This is a genomic window from Saccharomonospora sp. NPDC046836 (assembly GCF_040645195.1).
Classification (GTDB): Bacteria; Actinomycetota; Actinomycetes; order Mycobacteriales; family Pseudonocardiaceae; genus Prauserella_A.
Window position 1 is genome coordinate 206148 of sequence record NZ_JBEYXW010000004.1, and the last position, 19102, is coordinate 225249.

Annotated in this window: 17 protein-coding genes; 9 read left to right on the forward strand and 8 right to left on the reverse strand. The window is 66.5% G+C overall.

The window, feature by feature from the left end; genetic code table 11:
* Positions 1-33 precede the first annotated feature (33 nt).
* The 5 genes from serA to ABZ863_RS07690 all read right to left on the reverse strand — a co-directional run bounded on the left by serA (position 34) and on the right by ABZ863_RS07690 (position 5692).
* On the reverse strand, positions 34-1632 hold the full coding sequence (serA, locus tag ABZ863_RS07670; protein ID WP_358532148.1) for a phosphoglycerate dehydrogenase: 1599 nt from the start codon (positions 1630-1632) through the stop codon (positions 34-36).
* 175 nt (positions 1633-1807) lie between these two features.
* Positions 1808-2068: a DUF397 domain-containing protein gene (locus ABZ863_RS07675; protein WP_358532150.1), complete on the reverse strand. Its 261-nt coding sequence runs from the start codon at positions 2066-2068 to the stop codon at positions 1808-1810.
* A 197-nt stretch (positions 2069-2265) separates the two neighbouring features.
* Positions 2266-3279: a ketol-acid reductoisomerase gene (gene ilvC / locus ABZ863_RS07680; RefSeq protein WP_358532152.1), complete on the reverse strand. Its 1014-nt coding sequence runs from the start codon at positions 3277-3279 to the stop codon at positions 2266-2268.
* Between the two features lie 47 nt (positions 3280-3326).
* Complete coding sequence (ilvN, locus tag ABZ863_RS07685; protein ID WP_358532154.1) at positions 3327-3833, reverse strand: acetolactate synthase small subunit; 507 nt, start codon at positions 3831-3833, stop codon at positions 3327-3329.
* Positions 3830-5692, reverse strand: a complete 1863-nt coding sequence (locus ABZ863_RS07690; RefSeq protein WP_358532156.1) for an acetolactate synthase large subunit — start codon at positions 5690-5692, stop codon at positions 3830-3832. The genes ilvN and ABZ863_RS07690 overlap by 4 nt, the downstream gene beginning before the upstream one ends.
* Positions 5693-5997: 305 nt before the next feature.
* Here ABZ863_RS07690 and ABZ863_RS07695 point away from each other — a divergent pair, with 305 nt between their 5' ends.
* Together ABZ863_RS07695 and ilvD are read left to right on the forward strand one after the other, a co-directional pair.
* Positions 5998-6483 (forward strand): PH domain-containing protein, encoded by a 486-nt coding sequence (locus ABZ863_RS07695; RefSeq protein ID WP_358532157.1) that lies wholly within the window; start codon positions 5998-6000, stop codon positions 6481-6483.
* 60 nt (positions 6484-6543) lie between these two features.
* Positions 6544-8388, forward strand: coding sequence for a dihydroxy-acid dehydratase (ilvD, locus tag ABZ863_RS07700; protein ID WP_358532159.1), 1845 nt, complete (start codon positions 6544-6546; stop codon positions 8386-8388).
* Positions 8389-8392: 4 nt separating this feature from the next.
* Here the strand turns inward: ilvD and ABZ863_RS07705 are convergent, their stop codons facing one another.
* Complete coding sequence (locus ABZ863_RS07705; RefSeq protein WP_358532160.1) at positions 8393-9049, reverse strand: DoxX family protein; 657 nt, start codon at positions 9047-9049, stop codon at positions 8393-8395.
* A 167-nt stretch (positions 9050-9216) separates the two neighbouring features.
* Here ABZ863_RS07705 and ABZ863_RS07710 point away from each other — a divergent pair, with 167 nt between their 5' ends.
* The 6 genes from ABZ863_RS07710 (at position 9217) to ABZ863_RS07735 (ending at position 16322) form a co-directional block, all read left to right on the forward strand.
* Positions 9217-9564 (forward strand): type VII secretion target, encoded by a 348-nt coding sequence (locus tag ABZ863_RS07710; RefSeq protein WP_358532162.1) that lies wholly within the window; start codon positions 9217-9219, stop codon positions 9562-9564.
* Positions 9565-9597: 33 nt separating this feature from the next.
* Positions 9598-10068, forward strand: coding sequence for a hypothetical protein (locus ABZ863_RS07715; RefSeq protein ID WP_358532164.1), 471 nt, complete (start codon positions 9598-9600; stop codon positions 10066-10068).
* Positions 10069-10146: 78 nt separating this feature from the next.
* On the forward strand, positions 10147-10716 hold the full coding sequence (locus ABZ863_RS07720; RefSeq protein ID WP_358532166.1) for a hypothetical protein: 570 nt from the start codon (positions 10147-10149) through the stop codon (positions 10714-10716).
* Between the two features lie 98 nt (positions 10717-10814).
* On the forward strand, positions 10815-15164 hold the full coding sequence (locus ABZ863_RS07725) for an RHS repeat-associated core domain-containing protein (protein WP_358532168.1): 4350 nt from the start codon (positions 10815-10817) through the stop codon (positions 15162-15164).
* Between the two features lie 7 nt (positions 15165-15171).
* Positions 15172-15684, forward strand: coding sequence for a hypothetical protein (locus tag ABZ863_RS07730; protein ID WP_358532170.1), 513 nt, complete (start codon positions 15172-15174; stop codon positions 15682-15684).
* 155 nt (positions 15685-15839) lie between these two features.
* Positions 15840-16322 carry a hypothetical protein gene (locus ABZ863_RS07735; protein ID WP_358532172.1) on the forward strand — a complete coding sequence of 161 codons (483 nt, stop codon included), beginning with the start codon at positions 15840-15842 and terminating at the stop codon, positions 16320-16322.
* Between the two features lie 9 nt (positions 16323-16331).
* Here ABZ863_RS07735 and ABZ863_RS07740 read toward each other — a convergent pair whose 3' ends face one another.
* Complete coding sequence (locus ABZ863_RS07740) at positions 16332-17246, reverse strand: 2-hydroxyacid dehydrogenase (RefSeq protein WP_358532173.1); 915 nt, start codon at positions 17244-17246, stop codon at positions 16332-16334.
* A 73-nt stretch (positions 17247-17319) separates the two neighbouring features.
* On the opposite strand from ABZ863_RS07740, the gene ABZ863_RS07745 reads away from it, so the two are divergent.
* Positions 17320-18507: a PQQ-dependent sugar dehydrogenase gene (locus ABZ863_RS07745; protein WP_358532175.1), complete on the forward strand. Its 1188-nt coding sequence runs from the start codon at positions 17320-17322 to the stop codon at positions 18505-18507.
* A 99-nt stretch (positions 18508-18606) separates the two neighbouring features.
* Here the strand turns inward: ABZ863_RS07745 and ABZ863_RS07750 are convergent, their stop codons facing one another.
* Positions 18607-19098 carry a hypothetical protein gene (locus ABZ863_RS07750; protein ID WP_358532177.1) on the reverse strand — a complete coding sequence of 164 codons (492 nt, stop codon included), beginning with the start codon at positions 19096-19098 and terminating at the stop codon, positions 18607-18609.
* Positions 19099-19102: the final 4 nt, after the last annotated feature.

Genomic DNA, 19102 nt, shown 5'->3' on the forward strand with positions numbered 1-19102 from the left:
TGGATCAGCCGGCGCCACCCCACCGGGCACGCTCTACCCGAAGGCGATGGAGCGGATCAGGCGGGCGTCGACGGTCGCCCCGATCGGGTCGAGGAGGTGGGCGTCGACCGGGCGGTCCACCCGCAGCAGCATCACGGCGTCGGACCGGTCGGTGGTCTGGCTGATCTGCGCCGCCTCGATGTTGATGCCCGCCTCGCCGAGCAGCGTGCCGACGCGGCCCATGATCCCGGGCCGGTCGGGGTACTCGAGCAGCAGCATGTTGCCTTCGGCTCGGATGTCGAAGTGCCTGCCGTTGACCTCGATGAGCTTTTCGACCTCTCCCTTGCCGGTGACCGCGCCGGACACCGTGTGCACGCTGCCGTCGGCGTGTACCGCACGCACGGTGAGCTGGCTGCGGTAGTTCGGGCTCTCCGGCTCGGTCGTCACACTCACCTGCACGCCGAGTTCCTCGGCGAGCCGCGGTGCGTTGACGAACGTCACCTGGTTCTCGACCACACTGGAGAACACGCCCCGCAGCGCGGCGAGCTGCAGCACGCTCACGTCCTGGCCCGACAGCTCACCGCTGGCCACGACGGCGACCGAGGTGGGTGCCTTGGTGCTGAACGCCGACAGCACGGTCCCGAGCTTCTGCGCGAGCGGTAGGTACGGCCGTACCTCATCGCTCACCGTGCCGCCGCTGGCCACGTTCACCGCGTCCGGCACGAAGTCACCACGCAGGGCGAGCTGCACCGAGCGGGCGACGTCGGTACCCGCCCGGTCCTGCGCCTCACCCGTCGAGGCGCCGAGGTGCGGCGTGACGACAACGTTGGGCAGCCCGAACAGCGGGCTGGCCGTGGTCGGCTCGGTGGCGAACACGTCGATGCCCGCACCGCCGACCTGCCCCTCGCGGATCGCGTCGGCGAGCGCCTGCTCGTCGATGAGGCCACCGCGGGCGGCGTTGACGACGATGACGCCCTTCTTTGTCTTCGCCAGTGCGTCGGCGTCGATGAGTCCCTTGGTCTCCGGCGTCTTCGGCAGGTGGATGGAGATGGCGTCGGCGCGCTGCAGCAGCTCGTCCAGCGACACCAGCTCCACGCCGAGCTGGGCGGCACGCGCGGCTGAGGTGTACGGGTCGTAGGCGATGAGCTGCGTGCCGAACGCGGCGAGCCGCTGCGCGACGAGCTGGCCGATCTTGCCGAAGCCCACCACGCCGACGGTCTTGCCGTTGAGCTCGACACCGGTGTACGCGCTGCGCTTCCACTCGCCGCCCTGCAGGCTCTGGTCGGCGGCCGGCACGCGGCGGGCGACGGCGAGCAGCAGCGCGACGGCGTGCTCGGCGGCGGAGACGATGTTGGACGTCGGTGCGTTCACGACCAGAACACCGCGACTGGTCGCGGTGGGAACGTCGACGTTGTCGAGGCCGACTCCCGCACGCGCGACCACCTTGAGCTTGCCGGCGGCACCCAGTACCTCGGCGTCGACCTTCGTGGCGGATCGCACGAGCAGCGCGTCGGCCTCCCTCACCGCGTCCAACAGCGCGGGACGGTCGGTGCCGTCCACGTGCCGGACCTCGACCTCGTCACCGAACACGCTCACCGCGGACGGCGCGAGCTTCTCGGCGAGGAGCACGACGGGCAGGCTGGAATTGGTCACGATGCGCCTTTCGTAGCTTTCGGTCCGGTTTCCGCAGACACACGCGCCGGCCGCGGAGCCGCCGCGACGCCCGAAGTCTAGCCCTGATGGTTAACGCGGCCGAAATCCGTCCACAACGAGAGACGGCAGGCGATCGGGGTGTTGTCCGGCTACGGGAACCGCACGGGAGCAGGCACTACCGCGGCTGGTCGAATTCGCCCGCTCTGACCCCGGCGAGGAAGGCGTCCCATTCGGACGGTGTGAACACCAGTACCAGCCCCCCCGGATCCGGCGACTGGCGCATGGCCACATAGGTCACGCCGTCGGTGTGGGGAACGAAGGAGTACTCGACGGTGTCGACGTCGGGCCGTACCCGCCGCCACTCAGCGCCCCGTAGATCCAGCGTGTCACGCAGATCCGCCTTGCCCCCGACGGCAACTGATGAATCCTTACCCATGACCGGTCACGGTAAGCCACTACCGGACGGCACCCAATGCGACGTTGGTCGCGCCTTGCAGACCCGTCGCCTTGAAGCCCCCAAGGCCACCTTGGTTGCAGCTTTCGAACACTGCGGCGCGAAGCGTCTCCGTTTGGGTGGTGGTGGGAGACGGGTGGGCGCAACCAAGGTGGCCTTGGGGGCGGTTGAACGACGCGTCAGGCGGTCTCGGTGATGGGGCGGTCCACCCACGACATGAGGCCACGCAGCTTCTTGCCGGTCTCCTCGATGGGGTGCTGCTCGCCCGCCTCCTGCAGCCTGCGGAAGTTCGCGCGGCCAGCCTCGTCCTCGCCGACCCATTCGCGGGCGAAGGTGCCGTCCTGGATCTCACGCAGGATCGCCTTCATGTTCTCCTTGACCTCCGGGGTGATGACCCGGGGACCACGGGTGAGGTCGCCGTACTCCGCGGTGTCGGAGATCGAGTACCGCATCCGGGCGATGCCGCCCTCGTACATGAGGTCCACGATCAGCTTCAGCTCGTGCAGCACCTCGAAGTAGGCGATCTCCGGCGCGTAGCCGGCCTCGGTGAGTACCTCGAAGCCGGTCTGCACGAGCGCGGAGGCGCCACCGCAGAGCACCGACTGCTCACCGAACAGGTCGGTCTCGGTCTCCTCGGTGAACGTCGTCTTGATGACGCCGGCACGCGCACCGCCGATGGCCGCCGCGTAGGCCAGCGCCAGCGCCTGCGCGTTACCGCTGGCGTCCTGCTCGACGGCGATCAGGCAGGGCACGCCCTTGCCGTCGACGAACTGCCGGCGCACGAGGTGGCCGGGGCCCTTCGGCGCGACCATCGCCACGTCCACATTGGCCGGCGGCTTGATCAGCTCGTAGCGGATGTTGAAGCCGTGGCCGAAGAAGAGTGCGTCGCCGTCCTTCAGGTTCGGCTCGATGTCCTCGGCGTAGATGAACCGCTGCTTGGTGTCAGGCGCGAGGATCATGATGAGGTCGGCTTCCTTCGAAGCCTCCGCCGGGGTGAGCACGCGCAGGCCTTCCTCCTCGGCCTTCGCCCGCGACTTCGACCCCTCGGGCAGACCGATGCGGACATCGACCCCGGAATCGCGCAGGCTCAGGGCGTGCGCGTGGCCCTGGCTGCCGTATCCGATCACGGCGACCTTGCGCCCCTGGATGATGCTGAGATCGGCGTCGTCGTCGTAGAAGATTTCGACTGACATGAGGGGAACGTACTTCCTTTCGATACTGCGGCGCGAAAGCGCCTCGTTTATCGCGTCGATGTGGCGGTGATCGACCGGGCGCCCCGGCCGACCGCGACCATGCCCGACTGCACCAGCTCGCGCACGCCATACGGTTCCAGCATGCGCAGCAGTGCGCTGATCTTGTCGCTGGTGCCGGTCGCCTCGATGGTGAGCGCCTCAGGCGAGACGTCGACCACCTTGGCCCGGAACAGCTGCACGGTCTCCAGCACCTGGCTGCGCACCGTGGCATCGGCCCTGACCTTCACGAGCAGCAGTTCACGCTGCACCGAGCTGCCGGAGTCCAGCTCCACGATCTTGATGACGTTGACCAGCTTGTTGAGCTGTTTGGTCACCTGCTCGAGCGGTTGTTCGTCGACAGCGACCACGATCGTCATCCTGGACACCTCGGGGTTCTCCGTGGGTCCGACGGCGAGGGACTCGATGTTGAAGCCCCGGCGCGAGAACAAGCCCGACACGCGGGCGAGGACGCCGGGGACGTTCTCGACCAGGACACTCAGGGTGTGGTTGGTCACTGGGACACCTCGTCGTCATCGAAAAGGGGCCGGATGCCGCGCGCGGCCATGATCTCGTCGTTGCTCGTTCCGGGGCCGATCATGGGCCACACCTGGGCATCCTTGCCGACGACGAAGTCGATCACCACGGGGCGGTCGTTGATCTCCATGGCGCGCTTGATGACCTCGTCGACCTCTTCGCGGGTCTCACAGCGCAGGCCGGCGCAGCCGAGCGCCTCGGCCAGCAGCGTGAAGTCCGGGATGCGGTGCTTGTGCGTGCCGAGGTCGGTGTTCGAGTAACGCTCGGCGTAGAACAGGTTCTGCCACTGGCGCACCATGCCCAGGTTGCCGTTGTTGATCACCGCGACCTTGATCGGGGCACCCTCGATCGCGCAGGTCGCCAGCTCCTGGTTGGTCATCTGGAAGCAACCGTCGCCGTCGATCGCCCACACGGGCTTGTCCGGCAAGCCGAACTGGGCACCCATCGCGGCCGGCACGGCGAAGCCCATCGTGCCGAGGCCGCCGGAGTTGATCCAGCTGCGCGGGTTCTCGTACTTGATGAACTGGGCCGCCCACATCTGGTGCTGGCCAACGCCCGCCGTGTAGATCGCGTCGGGGCCGACCAGCGCGCCGATCCGCTCGATGACGTACTGCGGCGCGAGCGTGCCGTCGGCAGGCCACTCGTAGCCGGCCGGGAACGTCGTGCGCCAGCCGTCGACCTGCGTCCACCATGCGGACAGGTCGGCCCTACCCGACTCCTGGATCTCGGCCTCCACCGCGGCGATCAGCTCGCCGAGGATCTCGGCACAGTCGCCGACGATCGGCACGTCGGCCTTGCGGTTCTTGGAGATCTCCGCCGGGTCGATGTCGGCGTGCACCACGGCGGCATCCGGCGCGAACGAGTCCAGGCGTCCGGTGACCCGGTCGTCGAACCGCGCGCCCAGTGCGACGAGCAGGTCAGCGCGCTGCATCGCCGCGACCGCCGCCACCGAACCATGCATGCCGGGCATGCCCAGGTGCTGGGGGTGGGAGTCGGGGAACGCGCCCCGCGCCATCAGGGTGGTCACCACGGGGATTCCGGTCAGCTCGGCGAGCTGCCGCAGTTGCGCATGCGCCTGGGCCTTGATCACGCCACCGCCGACGTAGAGCACAGGGCGCTGGGACCGGGTGATCAGCCGGGCAGCCTCGCGCACCTGCTTGCCGTGCGGTCGCAACGTCGGCCGGTAGCCGGGCAGGTGCAGCTCCGGCGGCCAGGTGAACGACGTGTTCTCCTGCAGCACGTCCTTGGGGATGTCGACCAGGACCGGGCCGGGACGTCCGGTGCTCGCCAGATGGAACGCCTCGGCGATCACCCGCGGGATGTCGGCGGGATCGGTGACGAGGAAGTTGTGCTTGGTGACCGGCATGGTGATGCCGCAGATGTCGGCTTCCTGGAACGCGTCGGTGCCGATCAGGGCCCGCGTCTGCTGCCCGGTGATCGCCACGACGGGCACCGAGTCCATGTTGGCGTCGGCCAGCGGCGTCACCAGGTTGGTCGCGCCTGGCCCCGAGGTCGCCATGCACACGCCGACCTTGCCCGTCGCCTGCGCGTAACCGGTCGCGGCATGACCCGCGCCCTGCTCGTGCCGGACCAGCACGTGCCGCACCTTCGTCGAGTCGAGGAGGGGGTCGTATGCCGGCAGGATCGTGCCGCCCGGAATGCCGAATACGACCTCGACTCCCACCGCTTCGAGCGACCGTACGAGCGACTGCGCGCCCGTCACCCGAATGGGTGTTCCGGCCGGCGGCGTCGGCTTCGGTCGTGCTCCTAGTTGGCTGGGCGACGCCGAACTCGGGGTCGGCCCAGCGTTCGTTTCCGATCGCGAGGTCGCGCTTGTCATCGGTTCTGCCTCGTGTGCTCTCGGTGCTGGTGGGTTCTTCGGTTGTCCGCGGTGGGTCCGGGCATCAAAAAACCCTCGCCGACCATGGTGGTCGCACGAGGGTCGCGCGTCGACGCAGTGGACTTTTCCTAAGCGTCGACGCGCTTGGGAAGTACGAGAATGCTCTGCGAAGTCACAAGGTGACCGTAATCGGTTCGTGTCAAGAGTGTCAACTCTGCGGGACGGTGATTCCGAATACTGGACATTCCTATGGTCGGACTCCCCCCGGTTTCGCCCGTTCCCGCCTGCCGGTGCACCATCGAAGGGTGGCAGACGAACCGCAGCAGACGCAGCCGGACGAGGGTAAGCGCGCCATTTTCCGCATCCCGGGAACAGCGCTGCTCAGCGTCATCATCCTGCTGTTCTGCGTGACCCCGGCCGCCTTCGCACTGCCAGGCCTGCAGGTGCTGTACCTGATCCCGATCGGTGTCACCGTGGTGGTCATCCGCCTGCGAACCACCGCGACCAGGAACGGCCTGACCGTGCGCACCGTCTTCGGCACGCGTGAGCTGCCGTGGAGTGCGCTCAAGGGGCTCGCGATCACGCCCAAGTCGAAGGTTCAGGCCGTACTCACCGACGGCAGCAAGGTCGCCCTCCCCGCGGTGCGCACGCGCCACATCCCGGTGCTGTCACTGGTGAGCGAGGGACTGATCGCCGACCCGTCCGGCGTGCTCGACGCCGCCGACGACTCCGGTTCAGACCATGACAGCGAGCCGAAGCCGGAACCGGAACCCGCCGAGAAGAAGGCCTGACCACCCGCCCTCCGGCGCCACCAGGTGGGACGATGACCAGTCGGGCGTAACCTGAACGCCATGCCTGTCCTGCGTTCCCGTACCACGACTCATGGCCGTAACGCCGCGGGAGCCCGCTCCCTGTGGCGCGCGACCGGCATGACCGACAGCGACTTCGGCAAGCCGATCGTGGCCATCGCCAACTCCTACACCCAGTTCGTGCCAGGCCACGTACACCTCAAGGACCTCGGCGAGATCGTGGCCGAAGCGGTGGGCGAGGCGGGTGGCGTCGCACGCGAGTTCCACACCATTGCCGTCGACGACGGCATCGCCATGGGGCACAGCGGGATGTTGTACTCGCTGCCCTCCCGAGAGATCATCGCCGACTCGGTGGAGTACATGGTCAATGCGCACCAGGCCGACGCACTGGTGTGCATCTCCAACTGCGACAAGATCACCCCGGGCATGCTCAACGCCGCCATGCGGCTCAACATCCCGACCGTGTTCGTGTCCGGCGGCCCGATGGAGGCCGGTAAGGCCGTGGTCGTCGACGGCGTCGCCCACGCACCCACCGACCTGATCACCGCGATCTCGGCTTCGGCGAACGCCGCAGTCGACGAGGACGGTCTTGCCATTGTCGAACGATCGGCCTGCCCCACCTGTGGTTCGTGTTCCGGCATGTTCACCGCGAACTCGATGAACTGCCTCACCGAGGCGCTCGGCCTCTCCCTGCCGGGCAACGGTTCGACACTGGCGACCCACGCGGCTCGCCGCACTCTGTTCAGCGAGGCCGGCCGCACGGTCGTCGAAATCGCCAAGCGCTGGTACGGCGAGGACGACGAGAGCGTGCTGCCGCGGTCGATCGCCAACAGGGCGGCCTTCGAGAACGCCATGGCGCTCGACATGGCGATGGGTGGCTCCACCAACACGGTGCTCCACATCCTCGCGGCCGCGCAGGAAGGCGAGATCGACTTCACGATCGATGACATCGACGCGATCGGCCGCCGGGTGCCCTGCCTGTCGAAGGTGTCCCCGAACTCCGACTACCACATGGAGGACGTTCACCGCGCCGGCGGCATCCCCGCGATCCTCGGCGAGCTCCACCGGGGCGGGCTCCTCAACACCGGCGTGCACTCGGTCCATTCGTCCTCTTTGGACGAATGGCTGTCCGCATGGGACATCCGCGGCGAGTCCCCGCACGAGCAGGCGGTCGAGCTCTTCCACGCCGCCCCCGGCGGTGTGCGCACCACCGAGGCGTTCTCGACGGCCAACCGGTGGTCCTCTCTGGACACCGACGCCGAGCAGGGCTGCATCCGTGACACTGCGCACGCCTACACCGCCGACGGCGGCCTCGCGGTGCTGCGCGGCAACCTCGCCGACAACGGTGCCGTGATCAAGTCGGCGGGTATCGACGAGGAGCTGTGGCGTTTCCAGGGGCCTGCCCGTGTGGTCGAAAGCCAGGAGGAGGCCGTTTCGGTGATCCTGGGCAAGAGCATCCAGCCCGGCGAGGTGCTGGTCGTGCGCTACGAGGGACCGGCGGGTGGCCCCGGCATGCAGGAGATGCTGCACCCGACGGCGTTCCTCAAGGGCGCGGGGCTCGGCAAGAAGTGCGCACTGATCACCGACGGCCGGTTCTCCGGTGGCTCGTCGGGGATCTCGGTGGGCCACATCTCCCCCGAGGCGGCGGCGGGCGGCACGATCGGGCTCGTCGAGGACGGCGACCAGATCCTGATCGACGTGCGCGAGCGCCGGCTCGAGCTGCTCGTGGACGACGCCGTGCTGGCCGAGCGCAGGGCCAAAATGGAGGCCGGTGAACGGCCGTGGCAGCCTGTCGACCGCCAGCGGCCGGTCACCGCGGCGCTGCGCGCCTACGCCCGCATGGCCACCTCGGCCGACACCGGCGCCGTCCGCGATCCGAACCGGTAGGCGTTTAACGGAAGAGGAAGATCACGACCGCCGTGGCGGCACCGGCCAGGACCAACGACATCAGCGCGAAGGGCAATGGCCGGCTCCGCCACGGCGTGTTCTTGTCGATGGCGACGCGCCCGGAGCCGGTGAACAACAGGGCGAACGCCATGGCGCCGAGCATCAGCTCGTACTCGAAGCCCGCGCCCTCGCCGGTGAAGAAACGGCCGCCCAGCGTGTACTTGGCGTAGATGATGTTGGCGACGACGCCTAGGAGCGCCGCAGCCCCGAGCGGGGTGAACAGCCCGAGAATCAGGAGCGCCCCGCCGCCGAGTTCGGCGATGCCGGTGATCCAGGACAGCAGCGTCGTCTGGCTCGTGTAGCCGAGACCGCGTAGTACCTCGGCGAATCCGTCGATACCGGGACCGTCGAAGAGACCGAAGAGCTTCTGCAACCCGTGCGCGGCCATCGTGCCGCCGAGCGCGAGACGCAGCACGAGCAGGCCGAAGTCGAGACCGCCGTGCCACCGGTCCGGTTTGTCTTCATCCCCGAAGATGTCGTCGTTGGGAGCTGCCAGGCTCGTTGTCTGGCCGAGTCCGGCGCCGGAGGAGAACCCGGCCTGGTCGTACGTTTCATCGGTGATCTTCGTCGTGTGCGCATCGAAATCGTCTCGAGTGCTCATGCGGCGGCAGAGTAGAGCATCAAGACACCTTTCGTGTGACGCAGGCACGAAACCCCGGAGACATCCCGTGTACTAGCCACCGGAAATCTTGTGGCCGGGAACGTGTCCGGACTACCTTGCGTCAGAGCGGCGTCCCAACCAACGCACATCGAGGACTGGGGGTAACCATGGCCGGCGGGCATGAGGTCGAGCCTGCGGAGTTGCGCGGTTACGCGGGACTGCTGGAGCGGCAAGGCCAGCACTTCTCGGCGATCGAACAACATGCCCGCGACAAGGGCGGCGACACCAGCGGTTTCACCGGCCTGCTGGCGATTCTCGTGCCCGTGGTCAACGGCGTGGTGGGTCTGTACGCCTCAACACTGCAGTTCGCGCAGGGCAAGATCACCGAAGTCAAGCAGAACCTGGAAACCGCGGCCGAGCAGTACGAAGCCCGCGACGAAGCATCCCGCGCCGAAATGGACCGCCTAGGCAGCGCCGTCGACGCCGTCTCCCAGCCCACCGTGGGCGGTTCCTGACCGGCGCGGCGGTCCACGCCGAGGACCTCTTACATGGCTGATCTGGCGCAGACAATGGATCAGTTGTCCCAGCGCATGATCGTGTCGGGTGTCGCAACTTCCGAGACGATCATCGGGTGCACACCCGGCGAGGTTGCCGAGCTACGAGCCGATCATCGGGTCGAGCGGCTGCCCGAGCAGTACGAGCAGTTCCTGCTGGCTATGGGGAAGCAGTCGGGCAGGCTGCTGCGGGGCACTGACATCTTCTATCCGCACAACTTCCGTCTCGACGATGACGGGCGGGAGCTGCTGGCTGAGAACGACGTCCTTCACCTGCTGTCGGGCGGCTCGATCATCATCGGCATGCACCAGGGCGCCGAGCTGTACTGGCTGGAGCCCGGCGAACCGGAATGGGCACTGAACTGGTACCAGGAGCCGGATCGAACGGTCCACAAGCGCTGGCCGAACCTGCTCGAATTCCTTTCGGCACTGGTCAACGCGATCGCCCAGCGAAGCCAACACTGAGCAGACCCCGGTAGGCATCCAGGCCATCCCGGTCGTGTGAAACGAAGTCCGAGATGCCGTCGGTCTACCACGAGCAGCATGATCGTCACGCTTTGCAGTGAAGGTCCCGACACGGCTCTGTCAGGATCTCCGGAGGAGTACCTGGCGTTCGCCGACGCACTCACCCGCAGCAGCGGAACGATCGAGCTCGATGAGGAAGCGGACGTCAAGCCCTACGAGTACGCGCTAGCCCGTATCGAGGTACAAGAAAACTCCACCAGGGACAGTGTGCTCATCAACGTCAACCAGGAGCACAATGCACTGGTCATCGAGGGGCCGGGGGACAAGTTACCCGCGCTCGGCAACGTGGTACGGGATTCGGCGACTTCAGGGCACCCGCGGGGGCACGTGCACGTCGAGTACTTCCCGGGGCACTTCTATCTTGGTGAAGGCTCCGTGCCGATTGCGATCAGGGATGCTCAACCAAAGGCCCGTTGCCATCGCCGGTGTCACGTGGATCTCCGCGACGGAGTGTGGTCACCGGTCGGGCCCGCCAACGGCACCGGTCTACGCAACGACGACGCCATTGGTTCCTCCGCTGCAATGACGAGTGAACCCAGCGCCATCCGCTCAGCACATCGCGGCAGCTACTACTGGCTCAACGCATAGTCGCCATCGAAGTCATGTTGTCGTTGGGAACGGGACACGGTTAGGTTGCGTCGGAAACGTTGTTCCAAACCGACGTGCGCGGATAACTGGGGGTGGCGATGGCCGGCTACGCCGATGTCGAGGATCCGATTGGGCTGTTGGCGCAGGATCCTGGTCTTGAAGGTGGGTCCTCGATCGAGGACGCGATCGCCGACGCCGGCCTCCAAGTACAGGTCGTCAACTGGGTATGGGAAAAAGTCGTCGGCGAAGACCTCGTCTCCTCGATCATCACCCCCATCACCGGCGACTTCGAATCCATCGCCAAAGCCGCCGCACAGTGGAGCAACGTCCGTGATGCGTTGCAGGCGGTGCGCAACAACCTCAACGGCGGTCTGGAGGAGCTGCGGCCGGGGTGGTCGGGAGACGCGGCGGAGCAGTTCTACGGGCTGATCGGCACGACCTGGACCATCGGGCTGGAAGCCGACGCCCAGGCGGCGCGGTTGATCGGCATCGCACTCGGCAAAGTTGCGGACGGCTCCAAAGCGGCCTGCGACCGCATCCTCGATCTGATCGAAAAACTCGTCAACAAACTCATCGAAGCAGCGGCGATGCTGCCGATCCCGGTGGTGGGCTGGGGCCGCGCGGTCAAACTCGTCTACGACGCAATCCAGTTCTACAACGCCATCATGAGCCTCATCCAGGCCATCCAATCCATCATCGAAGGCGCCCAGCAAGTCATCCAGGGCATCACCGAAGTCGGCACCGCCCTCTCCCAACTCGGCTCCGCCAACTCCCTCAACGACGTGATCAACGCCGGCAACACCGCCGCCTCCGGCGTAGGCAACATCCGCGACGGCGCATCCAGCGTCCGCGACGGCGTCACCGAAGCCTCCTCAGCCGTATCCGACGCCCGCACCACCGCCTCCAGCGCCACCGACAACGCACGCGGACTCGCAGACGAACGCACCAACACCCGCACCGACCCCGGCACCACCACCAGCAGCAACACCGACAGCACCAGCACCGGTCCAGACAGCCGAAACCCGACCTCACGCCAACAAGACGGCTCGTTGCGCAGCGATGCTCAGAACCCGGTGGACCGCTCCCAGCAGCCGATCGGCCGCTGCGGACGCCGCGAGCCGATCGACATGGCCACCGGGGAAATGTTCCTCGTTCAGAAGGACGTCGAACTGCCCGGTGTTCTGGAACTCGTGCTTGAGCGCGTGCACGTTTCCTCGTACCGCGCAGGCCGCTCGTTCGGCCGGTCGTGGGCTGCCACTGTGGACCAGCGCCTGGAGATCGTTGGCGATCAGGTGTATTACGCCGGCTCAGACGGCGTAATCCTCGTGTATCCGCAACCTCACGAAGGCGACGAAGTGTTCGCAGCCGTCGGCGCTCGCTGGCCACTCTCGCGCGACGAGGACGGCTACGTCGTCACGCAGCCAGAAACAGGGCGCACGCTACGTTTCGAACCCAGCCGTGACGGCGTCTGCACACTTTCGGCAATTACCGATCGCAATGACAATCGGATCGATTTCGAGTACGCACCGAATGGTTCTCTCACTCAGATCCGCCACTCATGCGGTTACAACATCGCCGTCGACATCGCCCAACGACGAATTACCGGGCTGCGACTGAACAACAACGCAGGTCGCGACGTAACTCTGGTGCAGTACCGGTACAGTCAAGCAGGGGATCTCACAGAGGTGTTCAACTCCAGCGGGAGAGCACTGCAGTTCGACTACGACAGCCATGGTCGGATCGTGAAATGGCAAGACCGTAACGGGGAATGGTACGGTTACCAGTATGACCAGAACGGTCGCTGTGTCCGCACAGAAGGCTCCGGAAACGCACTCGCCGGAACGATCGAGTACGACACCTCTACTCGAGTAACGCGCGAGACGAATTCGCTGGGCGACGTTTCTGTCTATAATTTCAACGAGCTGAACCAACTTGTCCGCCAGATTGATCCGATCGGCAACGAAACCCATTACGAATGGGACCGCTATGGACGACTGCTCGCTGAGGTGGATGCCCTACACAGGACGACACGGAACAGGTATGACGAACAGGGAAACCTCGTCGAAATCGTTCGACCAGACGGTTCGCAGATTGCCATCGCTTATAACGAACTGAATCTGCTGACCTCGTTGGTGACACCGGACGGTGCTACCCGACGGCAGTCCTATGACGCGCGGGGGAACCTGATCGAGTCGACAGACGAGCAAGGCGCCGTTACAACCTTCGAGTACGCTGAGTTCGGTCACCTCAGGTCCGTGACGGATGCCATGTCCGGTGTGCGCCGTATCGAGACGGATGCTGCGGGACTTCCGGTCGTCGTAACTGAACCTGGTGGTGGGGTCACGAGGTACCGCCGCGACGTATTCGGCCGCCTAGCCGAACGGACTGCCCCAAACGGCCACCTCACACGCTATTCCTGGACGGTCGAAGGCAAGCCGTTGTCCAGAGTGCTGCCTGATGGCACGGTGGATCGGTGGCGATACGACGCCGAGGGAAACCAAGTCGAGCACGTGAACGGCATTGGCCACCTCACCCGCACTAGTACGACTCATTTCGACCTCCCCGCCGAGGAAATTGGAGCCGATGGTGGGCGCACTCGATATGAGTACGACACCGAACTACGGCTCAGGTCCGTGACAAATCCAGGTGGTCTGCGTTGGCTATACGAGTACGACGCAGCAGGTCGTTTGATCAAGGAAGTGGACTTCAACGGCGTCTCGACGCAATACCACAGGGACGCCGCTGGACAACTGGTTGAAAAGACCAACGGCCAGGGCCAAACGATAAGCTTCGAGAGGGATGCGCTGGGCAACATCGTTCGCCAGGTATCCGGTCAGGCGGTCACTACGTTCGAGTACGACGCAGCGGGCCGACTGACCAGAGCAACCAACTCAGACGCCGATCTGACCTTGCAACGCGACGCCTGCGGACGGGTGGTGGCTGAGACGATTAATGGGCGTACCGTGTCGTCGGCCTATGACCTACTGGGCAGGCGTACGGTGCGCCAAACGCCGTCAGGAACTGTTGCCGACTGGGATTACGATGCCGACGGTCGACCCATTTCCATGCGAACCGCTGGGCGTACGTTGACATTCAGCTATGACGCAGACGGTCACGAGGTGCAGCGTCAACTTGACCAGACATCGATCCTCGGGCAGGAATGGGACCCGAACGGCAGGCTAGCCAGCCAAACCGTATTCCGCCCAGCTGCCGCAAACGCATCTACAGCACTCGGCCACGCAGTTCAACAGCGTAGTTACAGCTACCGCGCAGACGGCCATATCACTGCTGTCGCCGATCGTTTCGGTGGCAGCCGCGATTTCATCATGGACCGTCTCGGCAGGCCAACGGCTGTGCGTCGGAAACTGGGCGCAGAACTATACGAATACGATGCGACGGGCAACATCCGGGTCGCCGCATGGCCGGGAAGCGATACGAGTCCGCAAGGTGCGCGGACGTACCAGGGAACGCTCATCAGTGAAGCAGGACTGTACCGGTATGGGCACGACCGCCAAGGACGCATGGTGACGCGTGTCCTCCTGAACCAACGGTCAGACCAACGGGGATGGGCATTTAACTGGGATGCCGAGGACCGCCTGCTCAGCGTGCTCACCCCCGATGGGAGCCAATGGCGATACCTTTACGACGCGCTCGGCCGCCGAATAGCCAAGCAACGGTGGAGTTCCGATGGCATACAGTGCATTGAGCAAACCGACTTCGCTTGGGACGGCAAAACGATCGCGGAGGAGTCGCAGTCCACAGGCAGGGTAATAACGTGGGAATTCCGACCGGGCGGGCATAATCTGCTCACTCAGTATGAGCGGGCCGCGTCGGACGATGGCGAGCAGAGCCGAATCGACGAGACCTTCTACTCGATCGTGACAGATTTGATCGGTGCGCCCACCGAGCTGGTGAGCCCGCAAGGTGAAGTTCACCGTTGTGGTGAGACCACGCTGTGGGGCTTCCCGTTGACGAACGAACAGGCCCGAACGCCATGGCGCTTCCCCGGCCAGTATCACGACCCCGAAACCGGCTGGCATTACAACTATTTCCGGTACTACCAGCCTGAAACGGCACGTTACGGCGCTACCGATCCGCTTGGCCTTGCAGGCGGACCAAACCCTCATGCCTATGTGCCGAATCCACTGAGCTGGATCGATCCGCTGGGCCTGGCCGCGACCAGGGAATGTGGGCCGGGAGACGATAGCCCGGTAGGCACGGTCGTCAACGAACGCGGCATTCGCATCCTCATTCACTCGAACGACCACCCACCACCACACGCACACGTGCAAGGCGGCGGTACTGAGACAAGAATCGGCCAGAACGGTCACCCGCTGGAAGGTGATCCAGAACTGACACGTCGTCAGCGAGAGGTCGTCGAGAACAACCGCAACGAAATCCGAGATGCCATCGGCAGGTACATGCGCTGGCATCGGAACAACGGATAGGCCGACCATGACATCACCTGACGTGATCGCAACTCTCCGGAGAATCGTCGGCACGGCAGCACCCGAAACGCAGGCGTTGCTGGCGGACGAGCATCTGCGCTACCAGTTCTATCTGGACGCACTCGCGGCGACCTCGGCTGCCGAGGAGCGGGTAGTGCTCACAGCAGTGCTGGGCGACAACGACAAAGTCATGTCGGAGGCAGCGGTGACCAAGCACGTCGACCGCACGGCCGGAGCCATGGGTTCCTCCAGCGCCTTCACCGAGTGGGCGCGGGGTTTGTCGGACGTGTTCGACGGCGTCGACTTCACCCGGAGACGGGTCGCGGAGTGGACCCTTTTCCTTCGTGCCGCGGAAGGCATTACGCCATCCGCTGACGACATCGCAGCAGCCACTGACTGGCTGCAACGCAAGCTCGCCACCGAAGTCTCCTCCCGCGATACGCTGGAACTGCTCAGCTCCGTTGGCCGTACCAAGCGCGTGCGTAACATCGCCGCCGACAGAGCACGGAAAGCACCGTGACTGCAGACTGGGCACGAGCGAACAGATGTGATGTGCGGCAACGACTGTCAGCGCTGGAACCTGCGTGGCTCTATGCGGGCTACTCGCGGAGTTCGGCACAGAACCGAGCTGAGGACTGCACTACCCTGGCGGCCAGTTGATGGGAGGCAACCCGTATGACGAACCCCGACCGGTTCATGAGCCCTCAGATCCAGGAGGCGATGGTCAAACTGGAGGCTGCCGAGCTGAACCTCGACCAGACCATTGCCGAGACCAAACAACTCGAACGGCAGATCCCGCAGACCAGCCTGTCCCAGCAGGACATCGAGCAGATCGAGGAACACGCACGGAGCAAGGGCGCGCCGCGTGAGCTGCGCGAGCTCCAGGAACGCATCGACCGCGGCGACCTGTCCTGGAACGACATCGCCGGCGGGCGCTTCCTCGACGACCCGCAGGTCCGCCGCGCGCTCGAGGGCGGCGTCGAGGGCATGCGACAGGCCTACACCATGATCCAGGAGGGCCACGAGCTCGACGAGATCGTCGACGCTGGCGGTCCGCCCGTGAGCACCGACCCGGAGCCCAAGCGTGGCCCGTCCCGCGCGGGTGGCGACCCACACGACGACGACTACTTCGGCGGCTCGATCATGAAACGAGACTGAGCCGCCGCGTCAGTACTCGCCGTGCACGAGGTTGTCCGGCAGCTCTCCCTGCACGTAACGCTCGATCTGAGCGACCGCGACCGCATAGGAGCGCCGCCTCGCACCGCGCACCGATCCGGCCACGTGTGGCGTGATCAGCACGCCAGGCGCAGTCCACAACGGATGGTCCTCTGGCAGCGGCTCCGGCTCGGTGACGTCCAGCGCGGCACGCAGCCGTTCCGCCGACAGTTCGGCGAGCAGGGCGTCGGTGTCGACGACCGGCCCGCGCGAGGCGTTCACGAGCACGGCACCGTCCGGCATCGCCGCGAGGAAGGCGGCATCGACCATACCGCGCGTGCGTGAGGTGAGCGGCACGAGCAGCACCACCGCATCGCTGTCGGCAAGCAGCGTGCGCAGCTCGTCGACGCCGTGCACGCCGGGCCGTGCCGAAAGGCCGACCATTGTGACCTTGGTGTCGAACGGCTCCAGCTTGCGGCGCAGCTGGTTGCCCACGTCGCCGGCCCCGATGACGAGGACACGCTTGCCGTGCAGGCTCTCGGTCACCCGCACCGACCATGCCCTGGAGCGCTGCGCTCGCGCGAACCCATCGAGCTCGCGATACAGCGACAGCATCGCCGCCACAACCCATTCGGCCGTGCTGCCGCCATGCGCGCCGCGGCACGTCGACAGCAGCACGCTGTCCGGCAGGATGTCCACCCATGACTCCGCGCCCGCGCTGAGAAGCTGGATGAGCCGCAGGCTCGGCAGCTGGCTCAGCAGCTCCTTCGCCTCCCGCGCGGCCCCCGCGCCGGGAATCAGCACCTCGGCCTCGCGAGCCTCGTCCGGCAGCGGCTTGCCGACCTGGTAGCGGACCGGCCGCACGCCGGCCGCCTCGGAAAGCGCCACCATACCGTCGTCGTCGGGAACAAGCACCGTGATCGTCACGGGCACCATCGTCTCGTACCGGAACCAACCCGCTTACCCGAGGCTCACGGTTGGCCGCCTACGCTCGACAACTGTGCGGATACGGCCCCGGAACAGCGGGTGGCCGCTGGCTGTGCTGGCCAGTGGCGTGCTGCTGCTGTCCGGCTGCGCCCAGTTCGACGACAGCGCCGGCCAGCAGTGGGAGCCCGCGCCCGAGCTGACGCCGGAAGCCGGCCCGCAGCCCGAGGTCCCCGAGGCGGGCTCGCAGGCTGTGCCGAACGAGCCGCCCACGTCACAGACGCCGGTCCCACCGCCGGACGGCTGCAAGGACTTCGACAAGGCCGTGATAGCCACCTGCCTGGACACGGTGTCCGCCGTCGCCGCGCTGCCCACGGACGGCTCGACCGTCACCGCGCTGGCTGCCGAGCGCAGCAGCGGGCGGGTGTTCCTGGTCGGCACCAGCACCGAGAAGTCGGAGTTCGCATCCATCGACGTCGAGGCCACCGGCGACGGCGGGCTCACTGGTCTCGCGCTCTCCCCCAGCTACGGCGAGGACGGCCTCGTCTTCGCCTACATCACCACACCCACCGACAACCGGGTCGTGCGCTTCGCCAGGGGCCAGCCGGCCAAACCGGTACTGACCGGCATCCCGAAGGGGCCGAACGGCAACCGTGGTGCGCTGCTCGCCGACGGACATGGTTCGCTGCTGGTCGCCACTGGCAACGCGGGCGACGCGGCCGCGGCCGCGGACCCCGCCTCGCTCGCAGGCAAGGTCCTGCGGATCAACGCGACCGGCCAGCCCGCCGACGGCAACCCGAAATCCGACTCGCCCGTGCTGACCTCCGGGCTGCACAGCCCCGGCGGCCTGTGCAAGACCGCCGACGGCGCCCGGCTGTGGGTCACCGACCGCGCACCGGCGGCCGACGCGCTGCACCGCATCGAAGCGGGCAAGCAGCTGCGGGCCCCGGCCTGGACCTGGCCCGACAAACCCGGCGTCACCGGCTGCGCCGACTGGACCGACGTCATCGCTGTCGCCACCTCGGGCAGCGGCAGCGTGCAGAACCTGCCGCTCACCGAGGACGGCTCCGTCGGCGGACAACCGCAGATCACGATGAACGGCGAGAACGGCACCAGCTACGGCAGGCTCGGCTCGCTCGATCCGGTCACGCCGGATGTCGCCGTCGCCGGCACGGTCAACAAGGACGGCGGCGACCCGGTTTCCAGCGACGACCGGGTGGTCCTCATCGTGCGCCAGCCCGCCTCCGGCTCCGGCCGCGACTGAGACATTGCGGGGGCGACCCCCGCAGGCCCCACGGTGCTTGCTCGTTGTCTTGGCGGGACGCTGGGTTCGTTGCGTTGTGACCAGCACCCGCGCCAGAGTTCAGCGGCGGCGGCGAGGTTTGCGGGCTTCGGTGCGGGCTGCGCGGACGTCCAGTATCGCTGCGGTGAACGAGACCAGGACGGCGAGCAGGCCGAGATAGCGGCCGGCGCCGGCGGCCACCGTGACACCGGCATCGGCTAGCAGGACACGCTCGTCACCACCGAACTGCCAGTCGATCAGCATCCAGCCGAGCACGCTCGACAACAGCGCCACCGCAGCGGCGACCAGCCACAACTGTGGCAGCCCGCCCCTGCGGACCGACTGCACGTGACCGAGCGCGGCCACGCCGATACCGGTGGCCAGTAGCAGCAACGGCGGGAACCAGGCGAAGAACGTCGAGTTCCACGCCGAGCGCGTCACGTCCCCGTCCGGGAGCTCGGCGAGCACCGCCTGCACATCCGGGCTACTCGCCGTCAGCACCGTCCACGGCAGGAACAGCGAGCCGAGCGCGAGCAGCCCGGCGCCGAGGCCGAGCCACTCCCGCCACGACACGCGG